The sequence below is a fragment of the Litoreibacter sp. JB4-2 genome (assembly GCF_055693445.1).
Genome location: NZ_CM146334.1, coordinates 1,277,017 through 1,292,132, shown reverse-complemented (window position 1 = coordinate 1,292,132; position 15,116 = coordinate 1,277,017). Strand labels below are relative to the sequence as shown.

The 15,116-nt window shown below is 55.0% G+C and carries 13 protein-coding genes and 1 pseudogene; 9 read left to right on the top strand and 5 right to left on the bottom strand.

The window, feature by feature from the left end; all coding sequences use genetic code 11:
- Positions 1–23: 23 nt before the first annotated feature.
- Positions 24–1,574, bottom strand: a complete 1,551-nt coding sequence (locus ACZ1G7_RS06470; protein WP_472663002.1) for a hypothetical protein — start codon at positions 1,572–1,574, stop codon at positions 24–26.
- Between the two features lie 5 nt (positions 1,575–1,579).
- Entirely contained in the window at positions 1,580–1,825 is a 246-nt protein-coding gene (locus ACZ1G7_RS06465; RefSeq protein ID WP_472663001.1) for a ParB N-terminal domain-containing protein, read from the bottom strand.
- A 196-nt stretch (positions 1,826–2,021) separates the two neighbouring features.
- On the opposite strand from ACZ1G7_RS06465, the gene lepA reads away from it, so the two are divergent.
- The 3 genes from lepA (at position 2,022) to ACZ1G7_RS06450 (ending at position 5,453) form a co-directional block, all read left to right on the top strand.
- Positions 2,022–3,821 (top strand): translation elongation factor 4, encoded by a 1,800-nt coding sequence (lepA, locus tag ACZ1G7_RS06460; RefSeq protein WP_472663000.1) that lies wholly within the window; start codon positions 2,022–2,024, stop codon positions 3,819–3,821.
- A gap of 119 nt (positions 3,822–3,940) precedes the next feature.
- Positions 3,941–4,849, top strand: coding sequence for a hypothetical protein (locus tag ACZ1G7_RS06455; RefSeq protein ID WP_472662999.1), 909 nt, complete (start codon positions 3,941–3,943; stop codon positions 4,847–4,849).
- Positions 4,850–5,117: 268 nt separating this feature from the next.
- Positions 5,118–5,453, top strand: a complete 336-nt coding sequence (locus ACZ1G7_RS06450; protein ID WP_472662998.1) for a hypothetical protein — start codon at positions 5,118–5,120, stop codon at positions 5,451–5,453.
- Positions 5,454–6,342: 889 nt separating this feature from the next.
- Here the strand turns inward: ACZ1G7_RS06450 and ACZ1G7_RS06445 are convergent.
- Positions 6,343–7,097, bottom strand: a pseudogene (locus ACZ1G7_RS06445) (alpha/beta fold hydrolase).
- Between the two features lie 89 nt (positions 7,098–7,186).
- Here ACZ1G7_RS06445 and ACZ1G7_RS06440 point away from each other — a divergent pair.
- On the top strand, positions 7,187–7,558 hold the full coding sequence (locus ACZ1G7_RS06440) for a hypothetical protein (protein WP_472662997.1): 372 nt from the start codon (positions 7,187–7,189) through the stop codon (positions 7,556–7,558).
- A 25-nt stretch (positions 7,559–7,583) separates the two neighbouring features.
- On the opposite strand, the gene ACZ1G7_RS06435 is transcribed toward ACZ1G7_RS06440, so the two are convergent.
- Positions 7,584–8,495 carry a pirin family protein gene (locus ACZ1G7_RS06435; protein WP_472662996.1) on the bottom strand — a complete coding sequence of 304 codons (912 nt, stop codon included), beginning with the start codon at positions 8,493–8,495 and terminating at the stop codon, positions 7,584–7,586.
- A 181-nt stretch (positions 8,496–8,676) separates the two neighbouring features.
- Between ACZ1G7_RS06435 and ACZ1G7_RS06430 the strand changes: the two genes are divergently transcribed.
- Both ACZ1G7_RS06430 and ACZ1G7_RS06425 read left to right on the top strand, forming a co-directional pair.
- A complete protein-coding gene (locus ACZ1G7_RS06430; protein WP_472662995.1) occupies positions 8,677–9,633 on the top strand; it encodes an NAD(P)-dependent oxidoreductase in 957 nt (318 codons plus the stop codon).
- 55 nt (positions 9,634–9,688) lie between these two features.
- On the top strand, positions 9,689–10,174 hold the full coding sequence (locus ACZ1G7_RS06425) for a hypothetical protein (RefSeq protein WP_472662994.1): 486 nt from the start codon (positions 9,689–9,691) through the stop codon (positions 10,172–10,174).
- Here ACZ1G7_RS06425 and ACZ1G7_RS06420 read toward each other — a convergent pair.
- Positions 10,171–11,601, bottom strand: a complete 1,431-nt coding sequence (locus ACZ1G7_RS06420; RefSeq protein WP_472662993.1) for a Glu/Leu/Phe/Val family dehydrogenase — start codon at positions 11,599–11,601, stop codon at positions 10,171–10,173. The two genes, ACZ1G7_RS06425 and ACZ1G7_RS06420, sit on opposite strands and share 4 nt — an antisense overlap.
- Positions 11,602–11,958: 357 nt before the next feature.
- Here ACZ1G7_RS06420 and ACZ1G7_RS06415 point away from each other — a divergent pair, with 357 nt between their 5' ends.
- The 3 genes from ACZ1G7_RS06415 to ACZ1G7_RS06405 are packed head-to-tail and all read left to right on the top strand — an operon-like array spanning position 11,959 to position 14,984.
- Complete coding sequence (locus tag ACZ1G7_RS06415; protein ID WP_472662992.1) at positions 11,959–13,773, top strand: TadE/TadG family type IV pilus assembly protein; 1,815 nt, start codon at positions 11,959–11,961, stop codon at positions 13,771–13,773.
- Positions 13,774–13,785: 12 nt separating this feature from the next.
- The gene (locus ACZ1G7_RS06410; protein WP_472662991.1) at positions 13,786–14,322 is read left to right on the top strand and encodes a TadE/TadG family type IV pilus assembly protein; all 537 of its coding nucleotides are present in this window, start codon (positions 13,786–13,788) and stop codon (positions 14,320–14,322) included.
- A complete protein-coding gene (locus ACZ1G7_RS06405; protein ID WP_472662990.1) occupies positions 14,322–14,984 on the top strand; it encodes a TadE/TadG family type IV pilus assembly protein in 663 nt (220 codons plus the stop codon). The genes ACZ1G7_RS06410 and ACZ1G7_RS06405 overlap by 1 nt, the downstream gene beginning before the upstream one ends.
- The last annotated feature ends 132 nt before the right edge of the window (positions 14,985–15,116 follow it).

Below are 15,116 nucleotides of genomic sequence, written 5' to 3'. Positions count from 1 at the left end.
CCGGGCGATACCTGCGATCAGCCCTAGCCTAACCCTAGAAGCCGCGACATGATCTGCCAAAGCGGCTGCAGTATCGGGATCGCTTGATCTAAAGCGACAATAGCCCCAGCCGTAACACCCGTTCCGGCGACTGTCGCTTTCAAAACCAGCCATATCTTGGCCAACCGATTGCCCGAGCGTGCAACGGCATCAGTGCTTGCGCTCGCGTCGCCATCGAGCGCAACGCCGTCTTCATTCACGATCTCTTGCAGGTCCTCGATGATTTCTTCTGCAAATTCTGACTCTGCCACCTCACGGATCACGGGGAGCCCGTCCAAAATAGCTTGCTTCTCTTCATCCGAGGCCCCGCGCACAGCCTCCAACATCCGCTTTGCGCGGGCCGTCTTGATCTCTGGGTGGTTCGCGTGAATTTCGTTCTTCACCTCATCCAGCGTTTTGCAAAGCCCCATCAGTTCCGGTGCGTCTGGCAGATAGCCTTTGTTCATCTGCACCTGTAACGAGCCCCAGATTTTGACAACATCCATTTCTACCCGCTCCGGGTTGTCGGCGTATTTCGTCAAAGTCCGGTCGAGCGTTCGGTAGTCGTAGGAGCCCGGTGTAAGCGCATTTCCAGCTGTGGCGTCCTCAAGATCATCCCGAAGGACTTCCAATAGAACGTTTATAGTTCTAGGTTTTCTGGGTTTGATAAAGCTACGTGCTGCCCGAGCGGTTTCGCGATGGAAGTAAACCTCTTCAGCCAGCTCCGTTTGTTCGATCAGGTGCTGAGCCTTGATTGTTTGAATTGTGATGGCGACGCTTCGCGGTCCTTCAGCCCAAATTTCTTCGGAGATAGCGCTAATACGCCGCAACAAACGCCAGTCTAGTGGTGCGCCAGCTTCGAGTGCGTCATACCATTCGATCCAAAATTGCCAATCAGCCTGCCGGGCGTTCCTTTGCCTAAACGCATCCCAACCTTCGGCAACAGATTGCTTGACGTGTTTGCCCCAAAGTGCGCGCCTAAAAAGTACGCGCGTTTCGTTGCTGGCGGCCTTGTTGAGTGAACGCGCATCAGAGCTCATGGATTGCCGCGCTGCGCTATCGCCAAGAGTGAAAGCTTGGCATGACCAAATTCCCTGTTCGATAGCAGTGTTTGCATTTACCGCTGCATTCTCCTGAACGACAACGAGGTCTTGCACTCCGGAATTGCAAGCCGCTTGGCATGCTGAAGAAATTGCGATCAGCGCTTTGTAAGAGGGTTCATCTTTTTGGAGTTCAGATGCATAGGTCCCAAGCGTTTTTGACAAACGAGAGGCTTTTGAGAAGTAGCTTTTTAGCTCTGTCATGCTGCCAGTTGCGGCCACGATACAGGTTAACAAAGCTCTAAGGCTCGTTAAGAGAGTTGCGGCTTGCTCTTGGCTTTGTGCGCTAAGGTTGACATCTTTTGTTAGTACCGGAAGCGCACGCAGCGCCGCGCGCGTCGCTAATCCGATTGAGACACGCTGCTCTTGCGTCATGAGCCATTTGTCAAAGGGCAATTCTTCAAATGAGTTTGCCATAAAATGCTCCGTGCTCAGTTCTTTATAGGTTGGTTGCAAACCCCTCAATGCAACCGCGCCGCCACGATATACCCCTCGATCATCCCCTCGCCCAGCGCACGCATGGCTTCCAGCCGGTGGTAGCCTTCGATCAGCACAAACCCTTTGCCATCTTCCTGCACGCGGATGGGGGGCTGGCCGTTCTCCAAAATATCTTCCGCAAGCGCCTCGACCTTTTCCGCCTCCAGCGTTTTCTTACGTTTCACAGGGACACGAATGTCGGCAATGCGGAGGGGGAGTTTGGCTGGCATAGCCTCAGCATGCACGGGCGAGGGGTGTAAGGCCAGAACATATGCGCGCTTGAACGGTGCCTGGGTGCGAAAATCGTGGGTTAACAAGCGGTAAAGAAATTTCAAAAGGGAAGCGATATCATGGGCTTGCCAGATTCCCCGCATGCGGGGGACCCGCCCGCTTGACCAAACCGCCTTTCCACCGCATATCCTCCCCATGACCGATCTCGCACATATCCGCAATTTCTCCATCGTGGCCCATATCGACCACGGCAAATCCACGCTCGCCGACCGTCTCATTCAGGAGACCAACACCGTCGCCGAGCGGGACATGAAGGAGCAGATGCTCGACAGCATGGATATCGAGCGCGAGCGCGGCATCACCATCAAGGCCAACACGGTCCGGATCGATTACAAAGCCGATGACGGGCAGGATTACGTCTTGAACCTGATCGACACCCCCGGCCACGTCGATTTCGCCTACGAGGTCAGCCGGAGCATGCGCGCCGTCGAGGGCTCCCTGCTGGTCGTCGATTCAAGTCAAGGCGTCGAAGCCCAGACGCTCGCTAATGTCTACCACGCCATCGACGCCGACCATGACATCGTGCCGGTGCTGAATAAGATCGACCTGCCTGCGTCAGACTGCGACCGCGTGGCGGAACAGATCGAAGATGTGATCGGCATCGACGCCACCGGCGCCATCCAGGTCTCCGCCAAGACGGGGCAGGGGATCCATGAAACGCTTGAGGCCATCGTCACCCAGCTGCCCGCCCCCAAAGGCGACCGCGACGAGCCCCTGAAAGCCATGCTGGTCGACAGTTGGTATGACAGCTACCTCGGTGTCATCGTCCTAGTCCGCATCATCGACGGCGTCCTGAAAAAGGGCGAACGGATCAAGATGATGTCGAACAACTCAACCCACCACGTGGACCGCATCGGGGTCTTCAAGCCCGAACGCGAAGACATCGCGGAGCTTGGCCCCGGCGAGATCGGCTTCCTGACGGCTTCCATCAAGCAGGTCCGCGACACCCGCGTTGGCGACACGATCACGCATGAGAAGAAGGGCACGACCGAGCCGCTGCCCGGCTTCAAGCCCTCCCAGCCCGTGGTGTTCTGCGGCCTCTTCCCGGTGGACTCAGCCCAGTTCGAAGACCTCCGCGACGCCATCGAAAAGCTCGCCCTCAACGACGCCTCCTTCAGCCACGAGATGGAGACCTCCGCCGCCCTCGGCTTCGGCTTCCGCTGCGGCTTCCTTGGCCTCCTGCACCTCGAGGTCATCCGCGACCGGCTGGAGCGCGAATATGACATCGACCTGATCACCACCGCGCCGTCGGTCATCTACCATGTCCACATGCGCGACGGCGAAATGGTGGAGCTGCACAACCCCGCCGACATGCCCGACCTCACCCATGTCGACCACCTCGAAGAGCCGCGCATCAAGGCCACCATCCTGGTCCCCGACGAATACCTGGGCGATGTGCTCAAGCTTTGTCAGGACCGCCGCGGCATCCAGGAGGACCTGACTTATGCCGGCACCCGCGCCATGGTGGTCTATGACCTGCCGCTCAATGAGGTGGTGTTCGACTTCTATGACCGGCTGAAATCCGTCACCAAGGGCTACGCGTCATTCGACTACCAGATGACCGGTTACCGGGAGGACTTTTTGGTCAAGATGCAAATCCTGGTGAATGACGAGCCCGTCGACGCGCTCTCCATCATGGTCCACCGCGACCGGGCCGAGGCGCGCGGCCGCGCCATGGTCGAAAAGCTCAAAGACCTCATCCCCCGCCACATGTTCAAAATCCCGATCCAGGCCGCCATCGGAGGCCGCATCATCGCGCGCGAAACCCTCGCCGCCATGCGCAAAGACGTCACCGCCAAATGCTACGGCGGCGACGCGTCCCGGAAGCGGAAGCTTTTGGACAAGCAGAAGGCGGGTAAGAAAAAGATGCGGCAGTTCGGGAAGGTTGATATCCCGCAGGAAGCCTTTATCAGCGCTCTCAAAATGGACGGCTGAAGCCGTCTTTTTGACGCGCTGAGAAAGGCTGGTGGGCGTAAGCAGTTTTGCAGAGAAAAATTGCGGGCCCACATCCCTGAAAATCTGGGTGTTTGCGGGTTAGCGAATTTGGAACATATATGAAATTTCAGCGGATAACTCTTGAAAAAATTGCGACCTTGATTGGGATTTTACTCAGTTGTGCGGCGCTTCATTACTATTTCTTTTCGATTTCGATCCCTATTGGCATCAGAAGTTTGGTAAGCATCGAATTTCGATTTTCTTTTGCGGCAGAGTACTTAGTTCTGTTCGCGCTTACATCTTTCATAGTCCGATTAGCACCACGCTTAGTCTTTGGTTTTGTGGCTTTTATGTATGCTTTGAGGCTCGACTATGTCTATGGAAAGAGAGGCTACACGCGTTATCCGACAACGTGGCGAAAACACAAGCTTTCTCTAGCCGAGTCAATGCAGTTGGCAAGAAAAAGGCTTTCCGAAAACAAAAATTTTGATGCAGTTCAAGGCCGGATAGTGAATTTCCGTACTCGAAAACTTCAGAGTTTTTTACCGATCACTTGGTACGAAAGGAATTCGTTCCGAATTACGCTGCTGACAACGGTTTTTGTGTTTGGTATAGTTTATGTTGGCTTTTGGAATGGCGTAGCTTTAACTTTGGCAGGAGCAACGGTTTATTTTTGCTTGTTTGTTTATGATTTCGAAAAAGAGGGATTTGTTTTTGATCTCAGTTTTTTGCGAGAATATAGCAGATCTGAAACTACCGATGATGATAGTTCAAGCCTTGGTCTTGACGATTTAATAAGTGGAGCGTTGGTCTTCATTCTGCTGACCTGCGCTTTTGGGACCATGCGTGCTGTAGATGTTCGTGAGACATTTGATCTAGTCAGAAAGGTTAGCGGAAGAGAATTTGTAGTAAGTGTCATTGCTCCAACGGCTGATGGCGTAATTTTATATACAAAGGAAACGGCGCTCTATTCTTTTGAAAGCTCAATTGGTTTGTCATTGGCAGAGCGTAAACCTCATCGAGAATGATGTTTGTTCCAATACCAAAATCTCCGATTTTGGCAGCGCCCGAACCGCCCCCACGGGGCGGGCGCTTTCAGCGCCTTATCCGCCCCTCGGTTCGGCCGCTGGGCCGGGAACAGCCGTTTCAACCCCGAACCCGCCCAACTCTTACGCACTGCGCCCAAAAACCACGCACTCCCCCTCCCAAAGCCGTCCAACCCCCGTTTTCCCCCTGAAACCCGGGCGCTTCCCACCTATATCCCAATCATAGCCAGTCATGAGGGGACCGCACACAATGTTCAAATTTCTATTCGGCAAGAAACCCGAAGAGGCCGTCGTCAAGGAAACGCAGCGCGAGACGGTGGTGCGCGCTTTGGGGGAGGTGAATGAAATCCTCGGCGCGATGGCGGTGAAGGCCAAGATCGCCGTGAATCTAGAGACGGGCCTGTTGGAGATCGACCTGCCCGAACAGATGCCCGACGAGGCGCTCGCCCTGCCTGCGCCAGAAGAAAAGCCAGAAGAAACGCCAAAAGCGGAAAAACCCGAGGCCAAAGAGGCAAAGCCAGCGGATGAAAAACCCGCAACCGAGGCCACGGAAAAACCAGCGGAGCCGGAAAAAACCGCCGCCTAGGCCGGTTTTGACGCGGCGTCATTTGAAATGACGTGGCGTCCTGTCCCTTCCGCGCCGGTTTTCCCCGTAATTTGGTCCAGTCAGCAAATTAGACAGCCCTCAAGATCATCAGGGGAATGTCATTATGCTGTCTTCTACGACGTTTTTGAGTCTCGGTATCGTCACGCTGTCGCTGGTGATGCTCGCTTTTTAATTGTTTCAGGGATGTTTGGAGCTGTGCATCGCTTATTTTGACGCCGCGCCGCAGCGTTCAATTGCTATCCTGCCGCAAGTCCGGGCGGGGCCGGGGAAAAACAAAACCCTCCCCAAATCATCCACATGACGATCCACCGTGAAGGCAGGTTTTCATCCCCAAGAAATGCATGTCGTTTCGTAAAAATCATTTGCTAGAACGGGCCCAGCAGGCCCAACCTGTCGTCACCGCAGCGGAGTTCACAGAACGAAGCAGTGGACGCGGAAGACCCTCTGGGGGAACTGGCGGATCGGGATAGGGGCCCTAGGCTTCAGGTTCGATCTGTAAAGACCACGGGGATGCAGGTCAGGCCGGGTAGGGGCGAAAGCGCCATGCCGGAGACGGGTATCAACAGGGCAGATGCGAGAGGCGCGGGGTTGCAGAACCGGGTGTCTCGGCGATGAGGTGAAAGCCTCAAAGCAAGCTGGGCCAAAACTCGCCCTCTGGGGGGATGATAGGTTCAAGGAAGGCGTCAGGATGTGCCGCAAGGCACGTGGTTGCGGGGCTCGCCCCACACACCGCCTGACGCCTTTTCTTATGCGCGGATTTGGTCGGTTGCTTGAATTTACGCTTTGTTTAGGATTCGGTCCGGAAAATTCTGTACAAAATGGGGTTTGGGGGTTTGAAATTTTGTACAAAATGTACAAAAACCGGGATTTAGCTCTGATTTAGGAAGAAACGCAGCGCTGCTTCGAATTCCCGCGGCTTTTCGGCGTGCAACCAATGACCTGCATCCGGGATTTTCGCAAATTTAGCCTTTGGAAACAGGGGCTTGATCGCAGGTCTGTGCTCCGGCAGCACGTAATCCGACGCCCCGCCCGACAAAAACAGCGTGGGCTTGGTAAATTCGCCGGTGAGTTCAGGAAAGCCAATGATATCAGGCATTTGGGCGTCCAAAACGTCCAGATTGATCCGCCATTCCTTGGCCCTTACGTCCAATGATTGCAGCAAAAACGCCCTGATTCCGTCTTCCGCGATGAATTCCGCCAACTGCCGGTCCGCATCACCTCGTGTGTTGACCTGCGTGAGGTCAATTTTTCTCATGAATTCAATAAGATGCGCTTGCGTGTGCGTGTAGCCCACGGGCGCAATATCGGCCACAACAAGCCGTTCCACCAGCTCCGGATGCTCAACCGCCAACACCATCGCCGCCTTCCCACCCATCGAATGGCCCATCACATTGGAAGCCCCAAGCCCCCCAAAACCTCCGCCAAATCATTGGCCATATCGTGGTATGTTTGCGTGTCAGCGCGGAAGCTATCGCCGTGGTTGCGCATGTCGACCGTCGTGACAAGATACTGATCCGAAAGCCTTTTTGCGATCACGCCCCAGTTGCGCGCAGAGCCGAAAAGCCCATGCGCGATCAACAAACGGGGCAGGCCCGGCGCGCCATATTCTATGGTCTTCAACATAGTGTTTCCGCTAGCACGGCCCGCAGGCCTTGGCTAGCCGTTGGGAGATGGGCTAGAGTGTTAAGATAGTATTTAGGGGGTAATTCCATATGGAACCGGTTGTCATCAACCAGCTTGCAGGGCGCATTTCTGACCTGCTTTCCGAGCGGCTCGGCGCCAAGGGCGCGACTTTAGAGAAGCGGCTGAACTACAGCGCGCGCAAGCTGCCGCGCGGTATTCGTCGGGCCGGCGAAAGGCTGGTCGAGGCGCAGGCGCATATCCAACATCCCAAACTTGCCATGACGGTGGACGGCAAGGCGGTGTCCAAGTCTTACGATTTGGTGGTCCGGTATCTGACAGGGATCGATGTCGCCGTCGAACGGTCGCGGAAGCGCTACAATTTCATGGCCAAGATCGCAGGCCAATTTCTGATCATTGCGGGCGCGACGGCGGGCGTTTTTGCCTGGCAGGGGATGCTTTAGGGGCCACCTAAATGGCCCCTAAATCTCAATGAGCGGGCTTGATGAACTTGTCATTGCGCAGGTCTTGCATGGCCTGCATTAGTTCTTCCTGGGTGTTCATCACAATGGGCCCATGCCAGGCGACGGGTTCCTTAATTGGCGCGCCTGAAATCAGCAGAAAACGAATGCCTGCTTCCCCCGCCTGAACGGTTACCTCGTCGCCTGTGCCGAACTGCACAAGGGTTCGGTCGCCGGACAGATCGCGGATGTTGACTTCCTCGCCCTGGACTTCTTTTTCCAGAAGTATCCCTGCTGGTTGAGACGCGTCACGGAATGAGCCTGCGCCCTCAAACACATAGGCAAAAGCGCGGCGATACGTATTGACCTTGAAAGTCTTGCGCACGCCCGCTGGGACGGAGATATCCAGAAATTGTGGATCTGCCGCAATGCCGTCGACCGGGCCTTTCTGTCCCCAGAATTCGCCGATCACGACACGCACTGTGGTGCCGTCATCATCGGTAATTTCAGGGATTTCAGTGCCTTGGACGTCCTGGTAGCGCGGCGCTGTCATTTTAAGCGAGCCCGGCAGGTTCGCCCAAAGTTGGAAACCGTGCATCTGGCCTTGCGCGTTGCCCTTGGGCATTTCCTGATGGAGGATGCCTGATCCTGCGGTCATCCACTGCACAGCGCCGTCTTTCAACGTACCGGTATTTCCAAGGCTGTCGCCATGTTCGACCTCACCCTTAAGGACATATGTGATGGTTTCGATCCCGCGATGGGGGTGCCAAGGAAAACCGCGCTCGTAATGCGCGGGATCATCATTGCGGAAATCATCCATCATCAGGAACGGGTCCAGCATGGTCGGGTCGCTGAAACCGAATGCGCGATGCAGATGGACGCCTGCACCTTCCATGGTGGGGACGGCTTGGGAAGTTTCTTTTACGGGTCTGATGGACATAACTTGGTCCTCCTTTGCGCTAGACCTAAGCGTCAGATTGCGTCCCGACAATCATAGGTCCGCACCGTTTCTGTGCGTTTGGGCGCTTTTGTTTCACCTAACCGTCGCAAATGGGGGCGACATGTCGCGAACACCGTTCAAATCATGGCCTCGACAGAAGAAGAAATGTGAAGGCTTGAGCATGAAAATAGGGTTTATCGGGTTGGGTAATGTCGGCGGCAAGCTGTCAGGTTCGCTCATTCGTAACGGGTTGGACGTGACCGTGCGCGATCTGGATGAAGCGCTGGTTGCCGCAGCCGTTGCCAAAGGGGCCCAATCGGCCGACAGCCCACGGGAAATGATGGAAGTCTGCGACATTGTCATCACCTGTTTGCCGCATCCTACGATCTCGGCCGCGGTTGTCGAAGGGGAAGACGGGTTGTTGGAGGCCTGCGGGCCCGGCAAAATTTGGCTGGAGATGTCGACCACCGACGAGGCGGAAATCAAGAGGTTGGGCGCGAAAGTCATTGCCACCGGGGCGGCGGCGGTTGATTGCCCGGTCTCGGGCGGGTGTCACCGGGCGGATACGGGAAATATCTCGATCTTTGCTGGCTGTGACCGGGCCACTTTTGAACGCGTTTTGCCGTTGCTGACGACCATGGGGCGCCGTGTGCTACACACGGGCGCATTGGGCACGGCGTCGATGCTGAAGGTGATGACAAACTATTTGGCCACGGCAAACCTGCTCAGCGTGTGTGAAGCCTTGGTGGTGTCAAAGGCTGCGGGCATGGACTTGGCGACAACCTATGAGGCGATCAAGATCTCGTCGGGGACCTCCTTCGCGCATGAAACTGAAAGCCAGGTGATCCTGAACGGCTCGCGCTGTGTCGATTTCACCATGGATTTGGTTTTGAAAGACATTGGTCTGTTTCAGGAAATTGCAGACCGGAACGGCGTGCCGTTAGAGCTGTCGCCAAAGCTGATCGACATTTTCAAAGATGGGCAAGCGCGCTACGGGGAGCGGGCGCAGTCTGACGACATCATCCGCCGGCTTGAAGACGCAACAGGGCTGGACATCCGCGCGCCCGGTTTCCCGACAGAGCTGGTCGATGATGAGCCGGAGGAGCCTGGTTACGAAGTGGTCCCCAATCGCGGTTGAGCATAGCGCATTGAGCCGCTAAGCCCGTCGCCAAGCTTTGGAAGGAACTGCGCCCATGTCAGACGTGATCACAGCTATCGTGCCATCTGCGCCCAGGCGCGCCTTTGGGACGGCGGTTCTTTACGGTTTGGGCGGCTTGCTTGTCTATATCGCGATCACGCAGCCACCATCAGCCGCATTTGCCTTGCTGCTCGTGGGTATTGGAGGCGTCAGCCTTTATGGTGGCTGGCGCATGTGGACAGTCACGGGCCGGATGATCGAGTTGACTGAAGACGAGCTGCGCCTGTCAGACGGCACGTTGATTTGCAAAATTGAAGACATTCACAAAATCGATCGGTCGTTTTTTGCCTTCAAGCCGTCAAACGGCTTTCTTGTGACGTTGAAGGTGAAGTACCCGTTTTCATGGGCGCCGGGCCTTTGGTGGCGCATTGGCAAACGTATCGGCATTGGAGGTGTGACGCCGGGCTCGCAAGGGAAAATCATGGCCGACACGTTGGCGGCCATGATTGCAACGCGGGATGGCGTGATCGACGGGCTCTAGAGCCCTTTGGCGCGGTAGCTTGACGCGATCCGGTCAATCGAGACCAGATAAGCCGCCATACGCAGATCCGGGACGTCATCGCGTTCGTGCCACACTTTGCGCATTGCTTGGTAGGCCGTGCGCATCGTGTCATCCAGGCCGGAGCGGACCAGCTCCAACTCGCCTGCGCCCTGCATGAACTTGTCCTTGAAGTCTTTCGACAGCTCCCAGCCCAGACCCTTGTCGGCTGACAGGCGTTCAAGCTCATCGATGAGCAACCGGTGCTGCGCCTCTTCCTGACGCTTCTCCATCCGACCAAAGCGGATATGGCTCAAGTTTTTGACCCACTCGAAATAGGATACGGTCACACCGCCAGCATTGGCGTAAAGGTCAGGGATGATCACGCAGCCCTTGTCGCGCAGAATTTCATCCGCCCCGGCCGTCACCGGACCATTCGCAGCCTCGATAATCAGCGGCGCCTTGATGTTTTTGGCATTGCCAAGATTGATGACGCCTTCCAATGCCGCCGGGATCAGAATGTCGCATTCATATTCCAACGCGTTGGACCCGTCTTGCACATAGGCGCCTTTCGGGTAGCCCGACACGCCACCATGATCGGCAATCCAGCTGCGCAGGTCTTCGACATCAATGCCCGCCTCATCATGGATGGCACCGTCGCGTTCAATCACGGCAGTGACCAGGCATCCGTCCTCCTCTGACAAGAATTTCGCTGCGTGATACCCCACATTGCCCAAGCCTTGCACGATCACGCGCTTGCCTTTCAGCGTGCCGGTCAGCCCGGCCTTGGCAATATCTTCCGGATAGCGGAAGAATTCCTGTAGCGCGTATTCAACGCCCCGCCCGGTGGCCTCAGTCCGGCCCTGGATGCCGCCAGCATTGATCGGCTTGCCGGTCACGCAGGCCCGCGAGTTGATATCGGTCGTATTCATCCGCGCGTATTGGTCGGCAATCCATGCCATCTCGCGTTCGCCAGTGCCCATATCGGGGGCGGGCACGTTTTGGGATGGGTGGATCAGGTCGCGCTTGGCCAGTTCATAGGCGAAGCGGCGGGTGATCTGTTCCAGCTCATCATCGTTCCATTCGCGGGGGTCGATGCAAAGCCCGCCTTTTGAGCCGCCAAACGGCGTTTCCACCAGCGCGCATTTAAATGTCATCAACGCCGCCAGGGCTTCGACCTCGTTCTGATTCACACCCAGAGAGAAGCGGATGCCGCCTTTTACCGGTTCCATATGCTCTGAATGCACGGCCCGATAACCGGTAAACGTGTGGATTTGGCCGCGCAGCCGGACCCCGAACCGCACGGTATAGGTGGCGTTACAGACGCGTATTTTCTCCTCAAGCCCGGGTGATAGCTCAATCAATTTTACGGCGCGGCTGTACATCAGCTCAACGGAATCGCGGAAGGAGGGTTCTGTGTTCGGGCTCATGGGTCTACCTGAAGTTGGAGAAAAGGGGCTGCATAGAATGCCTAAAAAATAGGCAGCTTAAAAACTCACGCTGGTCGAATTTACAACGCAATTCAACCCCAATATCGAAGCGAGCTGGTATCGTTTTTTGGTGATTGCGCTGCGTAAATGTCATGTCATCGAGATTAGTGCCGGTTTGGGAACAACGATAAGAGTTTAGTTAATTTGGCGTTAAAGATGGGGCTAATGCGCCCAAAATGCACCCGAATTGAGGTCATTTCCGCCAAATTCATGCCATAGTTCTGGGCTTCCTTAAAAGACGGACGAGATCCAGATTGTCAGAGCTATTGCGCTGCCAGAGCGCGGGGAAGGAAAGTCATGAGTGACTTGAAACGATCTAACTTTATGACCTTGGCTGCCAGCCGTATTGCGGCGCGTGCAAAGGGGTTCCGCCGTCAAGAAGGCGGCGCAATGATTGCATTTAGTCTTACGATTTTTGTGATGATGCTCTGGGTTGGCGGAATTGGGATCGACTTGATGCGTTTCGAACACGAACGCGCCCGCATGCAATATACGCTCGACCGTGCTGCACTGGCATCAGCCAGCATGAACGCGCCTTCGGTGGACTGTAAGGCAATCGCGACCGATTACTTCAACAAAGCAGACCTCGATACGACCAAGTTCTTCGTCGATGGGCGCTGCGACGCGACTTCACGCACCGTTTTGGTTACGGCTGAAACAAAGGTGAAAAGCCTTTTCATGAATCTTATCGGGATTGAGCAGCTGCAGACATCTGGTCGCAGCATTGCATATGAAAGCAAGCAAGACGTCGAAATCAGTCTTGTCGTAGACATTTCTGGCTCCATGGGCTGGAACGACAAAACCGGGACGCGCACCAAGCTGGAAGCCCTTCAAGAAGCCGCTGGAGACTTCTTTGACATCTTGCTGACAGCGGACAATGCCGACCGCGTGTCGATCAATATCATTCCCTACAACATGCAAGTTAACGTCGGCAAAGACATCCTTGATCAGCTGAACGTGACAGATGAACATAGCTACTCCCATTGCGTCGATTTCGAACGCGATGATTTCAAAACTGTCGAGCTGACAGAGCAATTGGGTAACGCCGCCAGCCTGGGTGATTTGAGCTTATTCACCGGCACGTCGAGCATTATGGGCAACGCTGACGAATTGCAGCGCACTGGGCACTTTGACCCGTATTACACGACTATCAACCACCCTCACATAACATCTGACGACAACAACTATCGTGCTTTTGTATGCTCCAACACGGAAGCGTCCGAAGTAACGCTGATGTCGCAGAACGCCGCTGCGCTGAAAGAGATTATCAACAATCTCGAAGCTGGCGGTAACACATCGAGCGATATCGGAGTGAAGTGGGGGTCTTACTTCCTAAACGCGAGCGCTGAGGAGTTGTTTGATAACATCCCTGAGGGCTCAAGCGTTTTGACAAAAGATGGTGCTGATCCGGTTGATGCCGATGGTTCGCCATTGCGCGATGCCGACAACAACGTCGTTGAGGCACCGATCCGCATTCCGGACGTTTTTGATGAGCGTCCGTATCAATACGGTCGCAAGAACACCAAAAAGATCATGGTGGTCATGACCGATGGTATCAACACCACGCAATATACTTTGAAGGACCAATATAAAGAAGGCCCATCCGGGTTGTGGATGAACCAGGACGCCAATGCGATATCGGGCTCAACGTGGTTATCCTATTACAAGCCGCAATCTGGAGCAGATGATTACTTCATCTCTAAGGGTGAGCACTGGACTGACTATCGTGACAGCCAACAACGCGATCCATTCAACGCCGTTGAATTGGACTGGCCCGAGGTCTGGAACATGATGGGTATCAAATACCTGGCCTATTACTACTACTACGCCGAAAAGTGGCAGGCTTGGGAATACTACGACTTCGTCAATGCGGTGACTGGCAAGATCAATGGCTCCGCTAAAGATACGCGCCTGCTGGACGCCTGTACTGCGGCTAAAAATGAAGACGTCATCATCTTCACCGTCGGGTTTGAAGTGTCGAACCACTCAGCCGGCATCATGGAGCAATGCGCCAGTTCGGAGAACAACTTCTTCCGGGTACAAGGCTCTGAGCTTGAGGACGCGTTTGGCAAGATTGCCGGCACAATTCAGCGCTTGAAGCTGACCAACTAAGGCATGTAAATCATGACACTGCGTAAAATGAACAAACTGTGGCGCCTCGCGAAAGAAGAGGACGGGACCGCGTCCTTCGAATTTGCGATCGTCGTCTGGGTGTTCTTGCTCTTGTTCGTCTCCACTTTTGAGCTGGGCATGGCCACGATGCGCCTGACCATGCTCGAACATGGGATGGACAAGGCAATGCGCGATGTTCGTCTTGGCACTGACACCACGTACTCGCGCGACGAAATTCGCGACAGCGTGTGTGACTATGCAGGCTTGCTAAAGGATTGCCATTCAAGCTTGCTGCTTGAAATGCAGGTTATCGATCGATCCGCCTTCGCGCTGCCCAAAGTGCGCGCAACCTGCATCGACAAAGACGCCGCTGCCATTCCGGTGACCACTTTTACCAATGGGCGCGATAGCGACCTGATGTTTATTCGGGCCTGCTACGTGATCGACCCGATTTTTCCGACTTTGGGCTTGGGCGCAATGTTGAAAAAGGATCCGGCCGGCAACTTGCAGCTCGTTGCAAGTTCGATTTTTGCACAGGAGCCAAGTTAATGATCAGGATCAAAAGCCGACTGGCCTACCTTCGGGAAAACTTGACCTATGCATTGCGGCGTGACGAGGGCACGGTGACCGTTGAAGCGGCATTGATGATGCCAATGTTGGCGTTTTTCTACTGCGCCATGTTCGTCTGGTTCGACGCCTACCGTCAAAAAACGCTGGTACTCAAAGCAAGCTACGCCGTCAGCGATGTCTTGTCGCGTCAAGAAACGGTAAACGAGCCGTTCATGGACGATATGCTCGACATCATGGACTATATGATCCCGAGCTTTGCTAAGCCGCGCATGCGGATCTCGTTGGTCGAGTATAACGAGAATGTTCCGGACGCGAACAAATATCGCTTGCGTTGGTCCTATGGGCCAAATGGCATGACCGACTTGACACAACAAGACTTGGATAACGACGTGTCCTGGATCCCTTCTATGGGTCATCTTGATGCGGTCGTCGTTACAGAGACGGCCGTCTCCTACCAACCGATCTTCCGTGTGTGGATCAAAGATAAAGTGTATCGCAACACGTTCGTGACGCGTCCGCGCTTCGCATTGAGCCTCAAAAAGACAGATGAACCAGCATACGCGTCCAACTACGATGACCTTGACGATTACGGCGACGGCGATCCGGTCGGCGGCGGCGGTACGACCGTAGTGAATAACTAAGACTCGCTTAATTTGAAAACCTTGTGCAAATGACAGGCGCCCCATGCGGCGCCTGTTTTCGTTTTTGACGTAAATATGCTGCAATTTGTCTCTGGTGCTCATTGAATTTCGTCTGGCTCGGTGGTTCTCTAA